Raw genomic sequence first — 18,392 nt, 5'->3', positions numbered from 1 at the left:
CTCCTCCTGATTCTTTTAATCAATCAAAATTTTAAAGAGATACTTGCGAACCTTCTCTTCCATCCCTGCGTAGCCATTTGGCTGGTGCGGTTCTCCTGGAAAGAAAATCGCAAAATTGTGATAACCCAACAAGAGTGGGTAGCGTTCATGACAATGGACAAAACCAATGTCACTCGCTTCATCGAATGCTACCGCCTCGTCTTTGATACGTGAACCGTAGCTCGAATATTCATGTCCTTCTACCAGTAAATGCAAATCTGCATAGTTCTTATGGTGTTCAAATTGATCATTTTCAGCTTGATTGAGGACATTTTCCTGAACAACTAGAAAGACCTTGTCCCCGTCAATCTCATACTTACCGAGTTCGAAAGAATCCTTACGGTGCTGGTAGAGATAGTCGATAGCCTTGTCTAGATTGGGATGGATTCCCTTGTAAAAGGTGATGTTTTTCAAATCGTCAAAAATCATACTGTTTCCTTCGTTTCTGATAGTTAACTAAAATCATAAATTAAGTTGATAAGTGTCTGACAAAACTTCACGAAGTAACTGCATACTCTCCATTTTGTAGACACTTATAACTCTGTATTCTCTTATACTCAATGAAAATCGAAGAACAAACTAGGAAGCTAACCGCAGGCAATACTTATGTATGGCAAGGTGATGCTGACGTAGTTTGAATTCGATTTTCGCAGAGTATTATCCTTTAACAGCTCCCATAGTAATACCCTGAGTGAAGGATTTTTGGAAGACAAGGAAGACGGTTACGATTGGCACGGCTGCAAGAGCTGCACCTGCCATGATCAAACCATAGTTGGTTGCCATTTCGGCCTGCATGGTCGCAACCCCGAGTGAGATGGTCAAGTTTTGACGTGAAGTCAACATAACCAACTGCATAAAGTAGTCGTTCCAAGTATTGATGAAGGTAAAGATCGCAAGGGCTGCAAATCCTGGTTTCACGATAGGGAAGGCTACGCTCCAGAAGGTACGAATCTCACCACAACCGTCGATTTTAGCTGATTCAAGCAATTCTGTTGGGATATTTTCACTGAATTGTTTCATAAGGAAGACCCCAAATGGCCATCCAATCAAAGGCAAGATCACTGCCCAAAGTGTATCGTGAATCCCCATGAAGTTGACGATACGTACCAATGGTACAAGGACAACTTGTTTTGGAAGAGCCATGGCAGCGATAAAGACTGCAAAGAGGATGCGTTGACCATAGAAACGTTTCTTAGCCAAGACATAACCTGCTAGAGAAGAGGTTGCACAGACTAGGAACATAGTTACTAGTGAGATAAATACAGAGTTCCACATCCACTGCATAGCAGGGTTTTGCACCATGAGTTGTTGGAAATTCTCCATGGTTGGCATTTTAGGGAACCACTGTGGTGGAATCATAATGGTATCAGGCTGTGATTTGAAGGCCCCTGTCAAGATCCAGTAGAATGGAAAGATGAACAGTACGGTCAACAAGAGCAAGATAATCGTTGAGATAACAGTGAAAGCTGTTAAAGGTTTCTTTTGTGTAGGTTGCATAACTGTCTCCTTTCTTTAGTATTCTACGTCGTTTCCGAGGATCTTGAATTGAGCAAAGCTGACAATGGCAATCATCACTGCTAAGAAGACACCGATGGTATTTGCATAGCCGTATTCTGTCAATTGGAAGGCTTTTTCGTAAAGGTAGTACATCAAGGTACTTGTTGAGTAGTTTGGACCACCAGATGTCAAGAGCTGAATCAAGGCGAAACATTGGAATGAGTTGATAGTCGTAATAATCGCGATGTAAAGAGTTGTTGGAAGAAGGCTAGGCCATTTGATCTTCCAGAAGACTTGAAACTCAGTCGCACCGTCAACACGCGCTGCTTCAACAAGTGAGTTATCAATATTTCCCATGGCAGCAATATAAAGGATAATTGGTTGACCAACAGATGTTGTCAAAAGGATAATCATAATCGCTAGCAAGGCCCAGTTTTTGTCACCCAGCCAAGAAATGTTTTGGCTGATGATGTGGCTTGACTTAAGGACAAAGTTTAGAATCCCTGATAGGGGGTCATAGATCCATTTCCATACAACCGTTACGGCAACACTACCTGTAACTACAGGAAGGAAGAAGACGAAACGATAGAAAGAACGGGCAATGGCATTTTGATGATAGGTTTGAGATGCTACAAAGAGCGAGAAGAGAACCACAATCGGAACAGATCCAATAACCAGGATAACGGTATTTATCAAAGACTTCATAAAGACAGGGTCTTTAAACATGCGAATGTAGTTGTCAAAGCCTACAAACTCAAATTTAGTCATGGAGTAGTTAAAGAAACTTGTAATGAATCCCATAATCATAGGAGCCAAGACAAAGATGACAAAGAAGAATAACACTGGTGCTAGGAAAGCGTAGGAAATCACTGTTTCCCGCATACGAATTTTATTGACTTTCACAGTCGGCACCTCTCTTTCAAATAGAATAGTTTTTGATTTTCTTGAACTGTTTTAAAACCAAAATGAAATTTTTTAAGATTCGCTTATGTAAGAACTTCATTTTAATTTCGTGACAGTTCCTACCATTTCAAACAAAAGTCCCCCTTTTCTTACACCATAGTGCACAGGGAAAAGGGGGGAATCAATCTGACTTAGTGCTTATTGTTTTGTAGCTTTTTTGATGGTTTCGTTAGCTTTTTCAGTGAAGACTTTCAAAGCATCTGCTGGTTTTTCGTCACCATTTGATACAGATTGCAACATTGGGAACCAAAGTGTTCTCATTTCAGCAAATCCATCGATAGTGTTGTAATATGGTGAGTAGTATTTAGTCCAGCCACTGATTGTTTCCATACGTTTGTCTTCATAAAGTTTGCCAAATGAAGTACGAACTGGGAAAGCACCTGTACGAACTACGTCTTTAGGACCCCATTCTTTGTCATCTGCGATGAATTGAACGAATTTCTTAGCAGCTGCGACTTTCTTATCGTCTTTGTTATTAAATACTGCAAATCCGTTTACAAGGTATTCAAGAGATGGTTTACCAGAGTCTGATGGGAATGGTACTTCTACCACATCTACCTTACTTGCTTCCAAGAGTTTCGCTTGGATACCGTTTTGAGCTGGTGCCCAAAGGATTGTGTATGAAGTTTGACCGTTGGCAAAGTTTTGGATGTCTGCTCCACCGTCAAATTGTGAACCGTTGTTCAACAAACCGTCTTTAATCCAGCTAGCAGCTTTTTCAAGACCTTTGACGAATTTAGGATCGTCAGTTGTATATTTGGTTACGTCTTTGTCTGTTACAGAACCGCCATAAAGGTTTGCGATGAAGGCACGTGTTCCTTGGTCTCCCCCTTGACCAGAACTGAACAATGAACCTGGTGTATAGCCTTTATCTTTAAGCGCTTTCAAAACTTTTTCAAAGTCATCAGTTGTCCAACCTTCTTTTACAAGGTTTGCAACTCCAGCATCTTCCAACATCTTCTTGTTCATAGCCATGTAGAATGGAGCTGAACTGATTGGATACATGTAAGCTTTATCTCCAGCCTTACTTGCTTGTACGATATTTTCGTTGTTGACATCTTTGACAAATTCGTCTGTGAAGAGGTCGTTCAACTCAGCCAATTTACCGTTTTTACCGTATTGGATGATACGTCCTGGTGCGTCAAAGAGTACGTCTGGCGCTGTTCCAGCTTCGATAGCTGTTGTGATCTTTTCTGGACCTGACTTGAAGTCGATGGTTTCCAATTTCACTTTTACATCTGGATTTGCTTTTTCAAAAGCTTCGATGATTGATTTTTCATAAGTTCCAACACCGTCACCCGTTTTTTCTTGTGTGAAGACTGGGAATGCCCACCAAGTGATTTCTGTTTTTCCGCTATCGCTACTAGAACTTCCAGCATCCTTACTTCCACCAGAGTTACCACAAGCCGCAAGGCCAAGAATCGCAGCACCCGCAAGTACTGTACAAGCTAGTTTTCTAAATTTCATTTGTATTCTCCTAATTGATAAGCGTATCCATATTGGATAATGAGTTCTTTATATTTGTATACGTTTTCATTTTCTCCGACGCATCGACCACTCTCCTCTTTTTTGAGATTGTGTTATTTAAGACCGGCAACAAAGCGTTCCGTAATCTCTTTTGGTCTAGTAATAGCTCCACCAACAACGATACCTCGCACCCCATACTCAAGGATTTGCTTAGCTTGTTCTGGTGTATGAATTTTCCCTTCAGCGATGACATCCACACCTGCTTCACACAGTTTTTTGATCAGTTCAAAGTCTGGACCATCCACTTTCGGACTATAAGAGGTGTAACCTGATAGGGTTGTTCCAACAAAATCAATTCCGGCTTCAACTGCTGCTATACCCTCTTCAAAAGTACTGGTATCAGCCATTAAGAGTTGATGTGGATACTTTTCTTTGACTTGTCGGATAAAGTCTTGAATTTCCAAACCGTCGTAACGTTCACGTTTGGTGCAATCCAGAGCAATGACCTCAATGTCTAGTTCAGCCAACTCATCAACTTCTTTCATAGTCGCTGTAATGAATGGCTCCTGTGGCGGATAGTCACGTTTGATGATCCCGATAATCGGGAGTTTCGTAACCTCCTTAATCTCCTTGATATCACGAACACTGTTTGCTCGGATACCGACTGCTCCACCTTGCTCAGCCGCTTTGACTAGCAAGGGAATGACTCCTCCCGCTTCTGTATAAAGCGGTTCGTGAGGAAGTGCCTGGCAAGAGACAATGATTCCATCTTTGATCTGTTCAATCAAGGCTTCTTTGCTGATCTGTGGCATCCCCTTTCCTCCCTTTCTTGTTCTTATGGGCTTATTATATATCATTTGTTAAGCGCTTTCAATAGCTTGTAGTAGAATAGATTTCAGTTTCAAAACTATTTTATAGAACAGACTATCCTGAAAGTAGTTTCAGACCTCTTATGATTTCGAATCAACCTAAATTTAATAAAGAAAGATAGCAGGCTGAAAAACCTGCTATCTCTTCCGATACCTAGTCAAATAGCTTTTACTTATTATTCTTTTCTCTTCTTGCCAAATGCAAACAAGGATAAAAGAACACCTGCAAGACCAAGGGAAATCAGTGAGCTTGTTTCCTTGCTTCCTGTATTTGGAAGTTCATCTTGTTTAGCGGCTGGCGCTTGATAGGTCACATCTTGGCCTAGAGACAGTTTGTTGTCTGCAGCTACTAATACTAGATTGGTTTCTCCCTTGTACTCTGGCACTTCATGGACTGCTGCCTCAGCGCCATTGACACCTCCCTTATACTCTGGCAGGTCATTTGAAGCTGCCAAGACAAAGTTAGCACCTCCTCTATATTCCGGAAGTTCGTTTGAGGCTGCTAGAACTGCATTGACACCACCCTTGAACTCTGGAAGTTCATGGACTGCTGCCTCAACAGCGTTGACCCCACCTGTAAATTCAGGCTTTTCAACCGTTGGCGCTGGTTCTTCGCCTACTGTTGATAATGGACCGGTGTACTCTGGCATCTCTGCCACTGGGGCTTCCTCAGCATTGACTCCACCAGTGAATTCGGTTTTTTCTACTGTTGGAGCTGGTTCTTCTCCTACTGTTGCCAATGGTCCAGTGTACTCTGGTATCTCTGCCACTGGGGCTTCCTCAGCATTAACACCACCTGTGAACTCCGGCACCTCATGGATAGCAGCTTCACTGCCATTAATACCATCGCTTAGTTTAGAGCCAGCTAAAGAAACTGGTAAATTGTGCATGCTTTCAATTGCACCCTCAGCTAGACCTGTAATTCTTTGACCCATATCCTCTGGATCTATTGTGAATAGGAGAGTTTTTGTATCGTACTGGGTCATAAAGGTTGCTGTCTTGCCATTTGCCAATTGAAGGGTCGGAGCCTTGTTGACCAATACTTCCGAATCGAACTCCATGGCAATAATACCTGGCCATTTTTGGATAGCATATTTTACTTTTGCTTCTTTAGGAGAAATTCTGTCTTTGCTTAAGAAATCCCAGTTGAATTTCTTATAGGATAAAGTATAATCGTTTTGATTGCCATCCGCATGTTCATAAAGCAAACCATATTCGCCATTTCCGAGTTCTTGGAGTGAGTTGTAAGCAAACTTACCACTTTGTATAGGATTGTGTTTCAGCCATGTCAACTCACCATTCTCCTCAACACGAGCCAGGTGAACCAAACCATTGTTGCGTCCAGGACCACCAGCATTGCTGAGTAGAATGTATTCCTTTCCTTCATGCATGGTGTGAATAGCGGACATTTGAACATAAACGTCTTTTACTTGAGGATATCGTTTGATTTCCTTATCCCACGTTGCTCCTCCATCATGACTGGTCGCAACCTGAAGATCACCAGTCAACCCACGCATAAAGAGCTTGAGATCCCCATTATTCAACTGAACAACAGTCGACTCCGTATTTTGGGCACCTGGATTATTCATGGTTGAAGAGTGAATGGTTTGGTTGCCTATTGGGCGGTTATCATTAACTGCTTCCCCTGCTTGCCATGTTTCACCATGATCATCTGAATAAATTACACGAGATGATTGTGAACCACTTAGGTAGGAAACGTTGTTTGTTGTATAAACTGGAATCACCAGTCTTCCCTTATGAGGCCCTGTACGCAAGGCAATCCCCGTACCAGGTCCAGTTCCTATGAAGTGCATCCAATCTTTCCGAATCCCATGTGTAATATCTTTTGGTGCAGACCAAGTCTTCCCATCGTCATCACTGTAGGACATCCATAGGTAGTTGGTATTGGAAACTCTAAAAATATTCTTCTCGCTATACTCAAAATAAATATTTCCGATTAGCTCATTCCCTTTATACAAATCTCCCTTATCGCTGTAGGCTGGTTTTTTAGGGTCAACGACGACGCGATAATCTGTCTTTCTGTTTTGAGGGTCGAAAACCTCTCCGTTTTCTCGAATCGTATAGCGACCTGATTCTCCTTGCTTATATAAAACTTGATAAACTTTATCTCCCACTTGTTCATAAGCTTTCGGAGCTTGCCCTGGCAATGAAAATACTGCCTTACTTTCAAGGAACATGTCGTAAATTGCAAAAATTCTCTTTGTTTCAGGGTCTTGCACCAAGGCCATGTCAATATTGACTGGAGATGGCCAATCTGCATGTTTAGCATGCTCATTGTCACGAGGATTTGAGATTACGATTCGGTCTCCCCATGTTTTTCCATTATCTGAGCTGCGACGAACAACCATGCCAATATCTCCCCAGTCAGAATGGTGCAAACGTCTTTCATCCGTTCCAGCAATCAGCGTTCCTTTATCAGTCTTGAGAAGAGCTGGGATACGATAACTCTTGATACCATCTTTATTTGGTTGATTGTTCCTACCACCTTCAAAGACGTCTTCTTTCTCAGTGACTTTTGCTCCCTCAGGAAGTTTCTGTTCCAATTCACCTCTTTCAAATAATTGACTCCGTGTTTGAACTTCATCTGGGCTTAAAGCACGATCATAAACAGTTAGGTTTCGAACTTGTAGATTTGATGCCCAAACTGTTTTATTGCCCCGTTTGGTTGCTCCAAGTTGAGCTTGATTAACATCTGGCATATCTTTAATGAAGTTACCAGATTTGAGACTTGTTCGAGATAAGACACCGTTCACATAGAGACGAACTCGACCATGAGGTAACTCCGCTGTCGGTTGTTCGACAGTAAAGGTCACGGAATTCCATTGTCCAGGGCGAACTTTCAAAGGAGCATCGGTATACTTATCATAGAACTGCTCTCCGTTAGCGCCACGCCCTTCAATAAGAGCTGTATTATCAAGGACCGACATAGTAAAATACTCATTTTCCTTGGTGTCACTGGATACAGAGAAGAGATTGTAAAAGCGTGGAGCTGATGCATCTGGTTTGAACTCCATGTGAACTGTAGCATTTTTTAGTTGCTTTAGTTTGTCTAGTTCACTTGATAAATCGACTCTCTGACCATTTGCTGCATTGGTTTCAACATCTTCTTTTTCAAGGACAGGATTAGCATTTTTTAAATCTCTTGAGTAATAGTCACGAGGAATAGCCCCCTGATCCTCTGATTCCTCTTCCTTATTTGCTTCTTCTGTATGGGTTTCCGTAGAGGATGGAGTTTCTGACTCTGCACTCTCATTTTTTTTCAAATGATCTTGGTCCACCACAACGCCGTTGTCTTGAGCTGCAGCCAATTTATCAGCCAAATCCTTATCCAAATGAGCAAGATCTCCCGAGGACACTTCTTTTGGTAACTCTGATAAACCTTGACCAGGTTCGACAGTTTCTGTATTGGCTCCTGCTGCATTGGCTTGCTCTTGAGCTAAGACTGGATTTGCTCCAAATACCACTGTACCAATCACTACCGATGCCGCCCCAACTGCAAATTTTCGAATTCCGTATCGCTGTTTCCGATCTAAAGATTTGTAATTCATGTTTGTCCTTTCATTTTTCATAAAATAAAGCGCTTTCTTTTTTCTTTAAAAATTTTTATTGTCTCTCAAGAGACAAGTTTTACAAGAAAGTATCCAACTTAATGAGAGCTCCCAATCCTCTCCCATTTCTGCTGAGCCATTCTTTAATCTCCCAGCAGCCTTTTTCCTCCTTTCACAAGTGACTTTTCCTTTATTATACAATAAAGTCTTATATTTATATCTGTGTTTCCACAGAATAGATTTTACTTTTAAGAATATTTTAATATTTTAAATTTTCTAAAAGTACTTTCAGATTTTGGACATAAAAAAGAGAGCTCCTGGGCTCTCTCATTCATTATCTTACGTACTTAAAAGGAATTTCACTACCACAGAGCCAGTTATAAACTTGGTCATTGACAAAAACATTCATAGCTTCGTGGGCATACTCAGGCATGATGCGATAGGCCTTGTCGCAAGTTAGGCGGTTGTAAATAGCAAACTGGGTAATAGGATAGCAGACATCGTCGTCCAAGCCTGTAATCATCTTGACCTCACCATGAATGCGATGGGCAAGATTTTTCACATCGATATAGGCGAGGGTCGCCATGATTTCCTCCTCTGTTTCATGGAAAGGATCGTGAAACTTGAAATAACGGAAGAGTTCATCATATGCTTCACTGGTATTGCCAATCTCAAGTACTCGTCTAAAGTCGGACAAGAAGGGATAGATGGCAACTGTTCGCTGAATCCGAGGATTGAGCGCTGCTGCAACTAGGGCTAAAGCCCCACCTTGTGAGGCACCATAGCTAGAAAGTCTTTTCTCATCCACCTGAGATAGACTAGCAACAATTTCAACCAACTGGTAAATATCCAGATAAACATCCTTATAAAAGAGATGTTCACGACCTTCCACAGCACCACGGATGATATGTCCCTTAACAGTATTTCCTAACGGAGAGCGCAAACCATCTTGAGAATAGCCCGACTGGCCTCGAACGTCCATAGAAACAACACCGTAACCAGCCACAGTATAGGCCAGCATGTCAGCCCAATCCCAACCACGTCCCATATAGCCATGGAAGTGAAAGATTAGGGGAACTTTACCCTCACTCTTTGGAAGGACTACCCGTGCATATACCTTACCTTCATTGGTTCCTTCAAAGGTTAGCTCATAGCACTTGACTTTGGGAATATGGAAATCTCTTTCCTCCAACTGGTAGGCTGGAAGAGATGAAACTTTTTTAACCTCTTCATCCCAGAAAGCATCAAAGTCTTCTGGCACCTCATCCCGTCCTAGATAGGTCTTGATTTCTTCTAGTAAAGCTGGATTTTTCATAGCATGCTCCTTTTGATGTGTAATCGCTATCATAACTGTAGCATATCTAGGAAGGCAATGCAAGAAAGAATTCTAAATAGAAAGTGATTTTAGATTCTCTTTCCTCAAACCTATCGCCTGAAAGTAGTTTTAAAAATAAAAAGAGCGTTTCCGCTCTCTGTGTATCAATAGGTGCTAGCTCCTTTCTCTAGTTTGACGGTTTGGAATTTCTTTTGGTAGGTTACTTTAATAGTCATGTGAGAGTCCTCGTTTCTTTTTGATGACTCTAGTATAAGACCCAAACCTAAAAACTAGCTTAAGTTTTCCTTAGAGAAAGCTTATACTCAATGAAAATCAAAAAGCAAACTAGGAAGCTAGTCGCAGGTTGCTCAAAGCACTGCTTTGAGGTTGTAGATAAGACTGACGAAGTCAGTTACATATATCTACGGCAAGGTGAAGCTGACGTGGTTTGAATTTGATTTTCGAAGAGTATTAATCTAGATGTTCTTTCTTTTCTAGATGGAAAGCAATCATGCGCCACTCTGGATCCTCTTGCCAGCCTTCTATCGAACTAATGTAGCTAGCCACTTTTCTGGCTTCTTCTAAAATTGGAAAATCTTCGATAATATCAGCCACTTGAAACTCTGGAAGTCCTGACTGTCTGGTTCCAAAAATCTCACCAGAACCACGCATTTTCAAATCTTCCTCCGCAAGGACAAATCCATTGGTCGTTTCTGTCATGATGCGCATGCGATCTTTCCCAGAATCCGTCTTGGGATTAGCAACGAGAACAGCATAGGACTGCTGGTCCCCCCGACCAACACGGCCTCTGAGCTGGTGAAGCTGACTGAGACCGAACCGGTCGGCATCCATGATAATCATGACGGTCGCATTGGGAACATTAACCCCAACCTCAATAACCGTTGTCGAAACCAGAATATCCGTTTTTCGCTCTTTGAAATCCTGCATGATTTGGTCTTTTTCATCACTTTTCATTTTACCATGTAAAAGAGCCACTTCAGCCTTACCAGCAAAATGAGCTGTCAACTCCTCAGATAAGGCAATGGCATTTTTCAGATCCAGAGCTTCAGATTCCTCAATCAAGGGAGAGATAACATAGGCTTGAGAACCTTTTTGAATTTCCCCCTCTAACCAAGTCAAGACCTGAGGCAACTGCTCATGCTTAATCCAGCGAGTAACAATAGGCTTCCGCCCTGCTGGCATCTGGTCAATAATAGAAACATCCATATCTCCAAAGGCTGTGATAGCAAGCGTCCGTGGAATAGGCGTTGCTGTCATCATGAGGACGTCAGGATTGTCCCCTTTTTCCCGTAAAATACGCCTTTGGCCCACACCAAAACGGTGCTGCTCATCAATGATAATCAAACCAAGACGAGCATAATCTACCCCATCCTGAATCAGAGCATGGGTTCCGATAATAAAGTCGGCCTCACCCTTGGCAATGGTCTCTAAAACTTCTCTTTTTTCTACAGCTTTTAAGGAACCTGTCAAGAGAGCGAGTTTCAAGTCTGGAAAAAGGTTCTGTAAACTCTCAAAGTGTTGCTCTGCTAGGATTTCTGTTGGCACCATGAGAGCTGCCTGATAGCCAGACGTCACCGCCGCAAACATGGCCAAACCAGCAACCACCGTTTTTCCGCTCCCCACATCTCCTTGCAGGAGACGATTCATGTGATGGTCCGACTTCATGTCGGTCAAGATTTCCTGCAAACTTTTTTCCTGAGCTTGGGTCAGGGCAAAAGGAAGACTTTCTTTAACGGCTGTCACTTTTTCCTGGGACCAATTCAGAACCAGACCGCTTCCCTGAACTCTATTTTCAGACTTGAGTGACTGCAACTGCATCTGAAAATAAAAGAGTTCCTCAAATTTGATCCGACGAAGGGCCTGCTTGTATTCTGCCAAATCCTTTGGAAAATGCATGGCACGAACTGCCTGACAACGGGACATGAGTTTATATTTGTCAAGCAAAGACTGGGGAAGATTTTCCTCTATCAAGAGGTCCAACCCCTGATCAAAGGCTGTCTTAATGACCTTGACCAGACTGGCCTGACTGATTCCTTGAGCCAGACGATAAACCGGTTGGAGGTCATCTTCCACTTGAGCTAGAACCTTCATCCCAGTCAAACTGGCCTTGGCACGGTCCCATTTCCCAAAGACAGCAAGAGTTGCACCTAACTCTATCTTATCAGCCAGATAGGGTTGGTTAAAAAAATTCACCGCAAAAACGATTTCTCCCTGCTTGAGGCTAAAACGCAGGCGATTGCGCTTGAAACCATAATACTGGACACTGGCAGGAGTCACTACCTGACCAGACAGGACAGCCTTTTCGCCATCTTCCAACTCTAGCACCTGCTTGGTCTTGAAATCTTCATAACGGAAAGGAAAGTAGAGCAAGAGGTCTTGCAAGTTTTCAATTCCTAGTTTGGCGTATTTCTCTGCTGACTTTGGTCCCACACCAGGTAAGACATGCAAGGGTTGGTGTAGATTCATGCTCCACTCCTTTCTTTTTAATAATATTCTCTCGGAATGCGATCGCTGAGGAGACAAACCACCTCATAATTAATGGTTCCACGATAGGTCGCTACCTGAGTAGCTGTGATTTCCTGGTCACTGTTTGTGCCGATCAGGGTTACTTTTGTTCCTAGAGGGTAAACCTTAGGCAATCGAATGGTGATTTGATCCATTGAAACCCGACCGACGATTGGGCAAGCTTGTCCATCTACCAAGACGGAGAAATTCTGCATGTCTCGTGTCCAACCATCCGCATAGCCGATTGGCACTGTCGCAATGACTTGCTCGCTATCCGCCTGATAGGTCGCTCCGTAGCCCATGCAAGCTCCAGCTGGAACTGTCTTGACATGGACCAGAGCAGACTCCAAGGTCAAGGCTGGTGTCAAGTCATAAGGCAAGTCCAAGATCTCTCCGCTAGGATTCAGACCATACATGGCATCTCCCATACGGACGGCATTGAAAATAGTCTCTGCATGCCAGAGGGTCGTTGCCGAGTTACTGGCATGAACCAGTTCTGGAACTTCCTTCATACTTGCCAAAATAGCTTTAAATCGTTCTAACTGGGTATTAAAATAGGCATCTGATGCTTCATCTGCCGTCGCAAAGTGGGTAAAGATCCCCTCAACACATGCTCCATTTTGCTTAAGTAAGTCTTGAGCCTGCTCTGCCTCACTGGAATCTCGGAAACCAATCCGTCCCATCCCTGAGTCAATCTTGAGGTGAACCGTTAAGCCAGATAAATCTGTCTCCCTAGCTAACAGCGCTTGAATCCACTCCAGTCCAGCCACTGTCAATGTGATGTCGTATTCTTTAGCAAGAGAAACAGCTTCTAGCTCAGAAACTCCTAAAATGAGGATTTTCTTGCTAAGTCCAGCCAGACGAAGTTCAATAGCTTCATCAATATTGGAAACACAAAATCCATCAACATCATCTTGAATAGCTGTGGCAACAGCTACTGCCCCATGACCATAGGCATTGGCCTTGACCACTGCCCACTTGAGCGTTCTTTCAGGGATATGAGCCTCCATTTGCTGAATATTTTGTCGAATAGCTCCCAGATATATCAGAGCCTTGGTTGGTCTATGTGGACTAGCTTTCATGATTTTCCTCCAAAATGACACTGGCTGTCACAAACTGATCTGTATGGCTGATAGATAGCCAAATCTTTCCTGAAAATGGTGCCTGACTAAAATAGGGAGCCCCCCGTTCATTGTTCAAAACTTCCAAATCCTGAAAGGTCAGTTTGCCAATACCAGTTCCCATAGCCTTGGAAAAGGCCTCCTTAGCTGACCAGCGACCTGCCAAGTATTCGATCTGTCTGCGCCCTTTGAGACTGGTAAAGCGCTCCATTTCTTTAGGGGTCAGCACGCGCTTAGCAAAGCCTTCACGTCGTGTAACTGCGTTTTCTATCGAAGCCAATTCTTCGATGTCAATTCCGTGTCCAACTATCATACTCATAAAAGGAGCTGAGATTCCCCCAACTCCATCCTTTTCACTTATTTTGTTAAGGTAGTATAAATTTCTTCTACCAAAGCTACTGTATTTTCCCAACCTAGACAAGGGTCAGTTATGGAGCAACCAAAGACCTCTGGTTGATTCTGGCGCCCATCTGCTAGGTAAGATTCGATCATAAAGCCTCGAACCGTCTTTTTAATCTTTTCATTCCAGTCACGATTCAGCAAGGCTTGACGAACAATGCGAATTTGTTCCATATACTGCTTGCCAGAATTGTCATGATTGGTATCGATGATAATGAAGGGATTTTCAAGTCCCATGGTCTCATAACGATTGATGGCATTTAAGAGGGTTTCATAGTAGAAGTTGGGTTCATTTTTGCCGTATTCGTTCATGGCACCACGAAGGATAACGTGGGCCAAGGGATTTCCTGAAGTTTCCACTTCTTGACCGTGGTAAAGGAAGGTTTGCTTGTTTTGAGCCGCATAGATGGCATTAAACATGACTCCAAGGTTCCCAGATGTTGGATTTTTCATCCCAACCGGAGCATCAATCCCAGAGGCTACAAAGCGATGTTCTTGGTCTTCTACTGAGCGAGCCCCTACAGCATGGTAGCTGACCAGATCATCAACCAAAACGAGATTTGACGGATAAAGCATCTCATCAGCTGTCGTCAAGCCCGTCTCCGTAATCACACGGTAGTGCAGCTGACGAACAGCCTGCAAGCCATTGATGAGACTAGGCGCTTCGCTAGTATTTGGTTGATGAATCATGCCCTTATAGCCGTCTCCATTGGTACGAGGTTTAGCCGTATAGACACGCATCACGATAAAGATTTTATCCGCAACTTTTTTCTGCAAGTCTGCTAGGCGACGAGCATATTCAAGCACTGCTTCTTCATTGTCAGAAGAGCAAGGTCCCATCACCAAAAGGATTCGGTCATCCTCACCGGAGATGATAGCTGCCAACTCTCTATCGCGGGCTTCTTTTTTTCGCAAGGCTTCAGGTGACAACTGGGTCTCAGCCTTGATTGCTTCAATATCAATTTCTTGACCTTTTTCGATAAATGCCATCTTACTCTCCTAGCGTTTGGTAAATTTCGCGAACAAGTGCTTCTGTGTTGTCCCATCCTAGACACGGATCCGTAATGGACTTCCCAAAAACTTCTGGCTCATTTTGACGTCCATCTTCTAGATAGGACTCAATCATAAAACCACGAACATATTTTTTGATTTTCTCATTCCAGTCACGGTTAATCAAGGTCTGACGAACGATACGGATTTGATCCATGTATTGCTTGCCTGAATTGTCATGATTGGTATCGATGATGATAAAGGGATTTTCCAAGCCCATCTTTTCATACTGATCAATGGTATCCACCAAATTGTCATAGTAGTAGTTAGGAATATTTTTCCCATATTCATTCAAGGCACCGCGAAGAATGGCGTGGGACAATGGATTCCCTGTTGTTTCCACCTCTTTACCAAGGAAGAGGAAACTCTGTTTATTTTGCGCTGCATAAATCCCGTTAAACATGACATTGAGATTTCCAGATGTGGGATTTTTAAATCCTGTTGAGAAATCTGCTCCACTCGCTACAAAACGGTGCTGTTGATCCTCTACAGAGCGGGCTCCAACAGCCATATAAGAAATCAAATCATCCACCAGCGGAAGATTTTCAGGATAAAGCATCTCATCCGCTGTTGTCATTCCCGTCTCGGTAATCACACGATAGTGCAGTTGGCGAACAGCCTTGATCCCATTGATCAAACTAGGAGCTTCTGTCGCATTTGGCTGATGAATCAAGCCCTTATAGCCATCCCCATTGGTACGAGGTTTAGCTGTATAGACACGCATGACCATAAAAATACGGTCTTTGACCTCTTCTTGCAAAGCAGATAGACGCTTGGCATACTCGAGAACCGCCTCTTCGTTATCAGATGAACATGGTCCTATCACCAAGAGAATACGCTGGTCTTCCCCACGAATGATGGCTTCCAATTCCTGATCACGTTGATTTTTTCTCGCAAGAGCCGCTCCCTCTAATTTAGACAAGGCGCGAACTTCTTCAATGTTAATTTTAGGACTTTTAGCTTTAAATACCATGATTCATCTCCTTATAAAGCAAACGGACACCAAGCAAAAAATGATTTTTACCAGGTATCCGCCTGTATCTTATCTCATATTATTGTCTCTTACCATGACAGTTCTTGAATTTCTTACCAGATCCACATGGGCATTGATCATTTCGTCCGACTTGGCTCAAGTCCACATCTTTTGGAAGCTGAGTCTGCTGCGCTGCGATATTACGAGTCGCAGTTGTACTGATATTGTGTTCAGTTTGAGGACGTTCCTGTTCGTGGATTTGTGCTTTCATCATCAAGCGGGTCACATCGAATTCAATCGATCCAATCATGTCGTTAAACATGCGGAAACCTTCTGCTTGATATTCTACAACTGGGTTGTTTTGAGCATATCCACGAAGACCAACAGCATTTCGCAACTGGTCAAGAGCATCGATATGGTCTGTCCACTTGTTGTCTACAACACGTAGGATCAAGACCTTCTGGAATTCTTTTACTGCATCTTCGTCACGAAGCTTAGCAACTTGGCTGTCATAGACTTTCAAGGCACGTTGGAAAAGTTCATCTTTGATAGCTTGGTCTGACAGACCTGCAAGATCTGAACGGCTAATTGAATCTTCTGGAAGCAAGTTATACTTAGCAAAGTTCAAGATTGCTTCCAGTTTTTCATCTTCTTTCGAACGAGCATGTGCATCTACGATACGTCCAATGGTACGACGAATCATAGCATGGATTTCTGGTGCCAAGTCACGATCTGCAGTAATGACATCATAACGTTGTGCATAGATGATCTCACGTTGTTCTCGCATAACGTCGTCGTATTGAAGGACTTGTTTACGAGTGTCATAGTTATTTCCTTCGACACGTTTTTGAGCTGCTTCAACTTGACGCGTTAACATGCGAGATTCGATGGCTTCGTCAGACATGTTGAGACGTTCAAAGACACCTTTCAAACGTTCTGAACCGAAACGTTTCATCAAATCATCTTCAAGAGACAAGTAGAATTGTGACTCACCTGGGTCTCCTTGACGCCCTGAACGTCCACGAAGCTGGTTATCAATACGGCGACTTTCGTGGCGCTCTGTACCAATGACGCAAAGACCACCAAGTTCACGAACCCCTTCACCAAGCTTGATGTCGGTACCACGACCGGCCATGTTGGTTGCGATGGTAACTGCACCACGTTGACCAGCGTTCATGATGATTTGCGCTTCTCTGTAGTGGTTCTTCGCATTCAAGACTTCGTGAGGAACACCTGCAGCAACCAATTTCTTGGAGAGGAAATCACTCGTTTCAACGGCAACTGTACCTACCAAGACCGGCTGACCTTTTTGGTAACGAGCTTTTACATCTTCAACAACAGCCTTAAATTTCGCATCAAGGCTTGCATAGAGAAGGTCTGAGTGGTCGATACGTTGAATTGGACGGTTAGTTGGGATTGGGATAACACGAATGTTGTAAATTTCACGGAATTCTTCTTCTTCTGTTTTACCAGTACCCGTCATACCTGCCAATTTCTTATACATACGGAAGAGGTTTTGGTAGGTAATAGAAGCTGAAGTCTTGGTCTCGTCTTGGATTGGCACACCTTCTTTAGCTTCAATCGCTTGGTGTAAACCATCAGAGTAACGGCGACCTTCCATAGTACGACCTGTAAATTGATCGACGATTAGGATTTCCTGCTCTTCGCTAACCACATAGTCGATATCAAGGATCATGATATAGTTGGCACGAAGGGCATTGTCAACAAAGTGAGTAAGAGCTACATTTTCGATGTCGTATAGATTTTCAAGTTTAAAGTAGCTTTCTGCCTTGTCAATACCAGAATCTGACAAACCGATCGTCTTAGACTGAACGTCAATGATATAGTCGTCCTTGTCCAAAGATTTCACAAAGTGGTCCGCCATATGGTAGAGTTGGCTTGTCTCAACTGCGTTGGCACCTGAAACGATCAATGGTGTACGGGCTTCGTCAATCAAGATCGAGTCAACCTCATCGACCAAGGCATAGTTGAGCGGACGTTGTACCATGTTTTCTGCACGAACGACCATGTTGTCACGAAGGTAGTCAAAACCAATCTCTGAGTTTGTTGAGTAGGTAATGTCGCAAAGGTAAGCTTCTTTTTTCTCCATTGGAGATTTAGCTGCCAAGTTAATCCCTACTGACAAACCGAGCCATGAGTACAATTCACCCATTTCAGTCGCGTCACGTTCTGTTAGGTATTCATTGACTGTAACTACGTGAACCCCTTTACCTGCAAGGGCATTGAGGTACACTGGCATGGTCGCTGTCAAGGTCTTCCCTTCACCGGTACGCATCTCTGGAACGTCACCATGGTGAAGAACAATCCCTCCCATGACCTGAACCTTATAAGGGAAAAGTCCAAGGACACGCTTTGCAGCTTCACGAACTACCGCAAAAGCCTCATATAGCAGTGAATCAAGTGATTCACCCTTGTTGTAACGTTCTTTAAATTCGTCAGTTTTTGCTTTTAGCTCTTCATCTGACATCGCAGCCATTTGGCTCTCATAATTTAGAACCTTATCAGCCATCTTTTCTAGACGACGAAGTTCTCCTTTATCATTTTCAATAATCGTTTTTAAAATATTAGCCATGATTTTCCTTA

At 43.0% G+C, this 18,392-nt stretch carries 13 protein-coding genes; all 13 read right to left on the bottom strand.

The features are described from left to right. Positions 1–15: 15 nt before the first annotated feature. Entirely contained in the window at positions 16–468 is a 453-nt protein-coding gene (locus tag AB2B49_RS03195) for a NanQ anomerase/TabA/YiaL family protein (RefSeq protein WP_272155937.1), read from the bottom strand. A gap of 228 nt (positions 469–696) precedes the next feature. Next, positions 697–1,536 carry a carbohydrate ABC transporter permease gene (locus AB2B49_RS03190; RefSeq protein ID WP_001183243.1) on the bottom strand — a complete coding sequence of 280 codons (840 nt, stop codon included), beginning with the start codon at positions 1,534–1,536 and terminating at the stop codon, positions 697–699. 15 nt (positions 1,537–1,551) lie between these two features. Beyond that, entirely contained in the window at positions 1,552–2,418 is an 867-nt protein-coding gene (locus tag AB2B49_RS03185) for a carbohydrate ABC transporter permease (RefSeq protein WP_002874780.1), read from the bottom strand. A gap of 219 nt (positions 2,419–2,637) precedes the next feature. Beyond that, a complete protein-coding gene (locus AB2B49_RS03180) occupies positions 2,638–3,966 on the bottom strand; it encodes an extracellular solute-binding protein (RefSeq protein ID WP_049490028.1) in 1,329 nt (442 codons plus the stop codon). A 113-nt stretch (positions 3,967–4,079) separates the two neighbouring features. Next, entirely contained in the window at positions 4,080–4,778 is a 699-nt protein-coding gene (locus tag AB2B49_RS03175) for an N-acetylmannosamine-6-phosphate 2-epimerase (RefSeq protein WP_001135645.1), read from the bottom strand. A 233-nt stretch (positions 4,779–5,011) separates the two neighbouring features. Further along, entirely contained in the window at positions 5,012–8,404 is a 3,393-nt protein-coding gene (locus AB2B49_RS03170) for an SIALI-17 repeat-containing surface protein (RefSeq protein WP_320691911.1), read from the bottom strand. A 334-nt stretch (positions 8,405–8,738) separates the two neighbouring features. After that, positions 8,739–9,719: an acetylxylan esterase gene (locus AB2B49_RS03165; RefSeq protein ID WP_049505647.1), complete on the bottom strand. Its 981-nt coding sequence runs from the start codon at positions 9,717–9,719 to the stop codon at positions 8,739–8,741. Between the two features lie 471 nt (positions 9,720–10,190). Continuing rightward, on the bottom strand, positions 10,191–12,233 hold the full coding sequence (gene recG / locus AB2B49_RS03160) for an ATP-dependent DNA helicase RecG (protein ID WP_257612642.1): 2,043 nt from the start codon (positions 12,231–12,233) through the stop codon (positions 10,191–10,193). Continuing rightward, positions 12,224–13,327, bottom strand: a complete 1,104-nt coding sequence (alr, locus tag AB2B49_RS03155; protein ID WP_254733851.1) for an alanine racemase — start codon at positions 13,325–13,327, stop codon at positions 12,224–12,226. The genes recG and alr overlap by 10 nt, the downstream gene beginning before the upstream one ends. Then, a complete protein-coding gene (gene acpS, locus AB2B49_RS03150) occupies positions 13,317–13,679 on the bottom strand; it encodes a holo-ACP synthase (protein WP_008278293.1) in 363 nt (120 codons plus the stop codon). The genes alr and acpS overlap by 11 nt, the downstream gene beginning before the upstream one ends. 44 nt (positions 13,680–13,723) lie before the next feature. Beyond that, positions 13,724–14,755, bottom strand: a complete 1,032-nt coding sequence (locus AB2B49_RS03145) for a 3-deoxy-7-phosphoheptulonate synthase (RefSeq protein ID WP_070838271.1) — start codon at positions 14,753–14,755, stop codon at positions 13,724–13,726. Between the two features lies 1 nt (position 14,756). Next, positions 14,757–15,788 (bottom strand): 3-deoxy-7-phosphoheptulonate synthase, encoded by a 1,032-nt coding sequence (locus tag AB2B49_RS03140; RefSeq protein ID WP_125414176.1) that lies wholly within the window; start codon positions 15,786–15,788, stop codon positions 14,757–14,759. A gap of 79 nt (positions 15,789–15,867) precedes the next feature. Continuing rightward, positions 15,868–18,381 (bottom strand): preprotein translocase subunit SecA, encoded by a 2,514-nt coding sequence (gene secA / locus AB2B49_RS03135; RefSeq protein WP_071851259.1) that lies wholly within the window; start codon positions 18,379–18,381, stop codon positions 15,868–15,870. Between the last annotated feature and the right edge of the window lie 11 nt (positions 18,382–18,392).

The sequence above is a fragment of the Streptococcus jiangnanensis genome, assembly GCF_040888325.1.
In the GTDB taxonomy this organism is placed as follows: Bacteria; Bacillota; Bacilli; order Lactobacillales; family Streptococcaceae; genus Streptococcus; species Streptococcus jiangnanensis.
The sequence above is the reverse complement of the archived record's forward strand: the minus strand, read 5'-3'. Positions and strand labels throughout refer to the sequence as shown.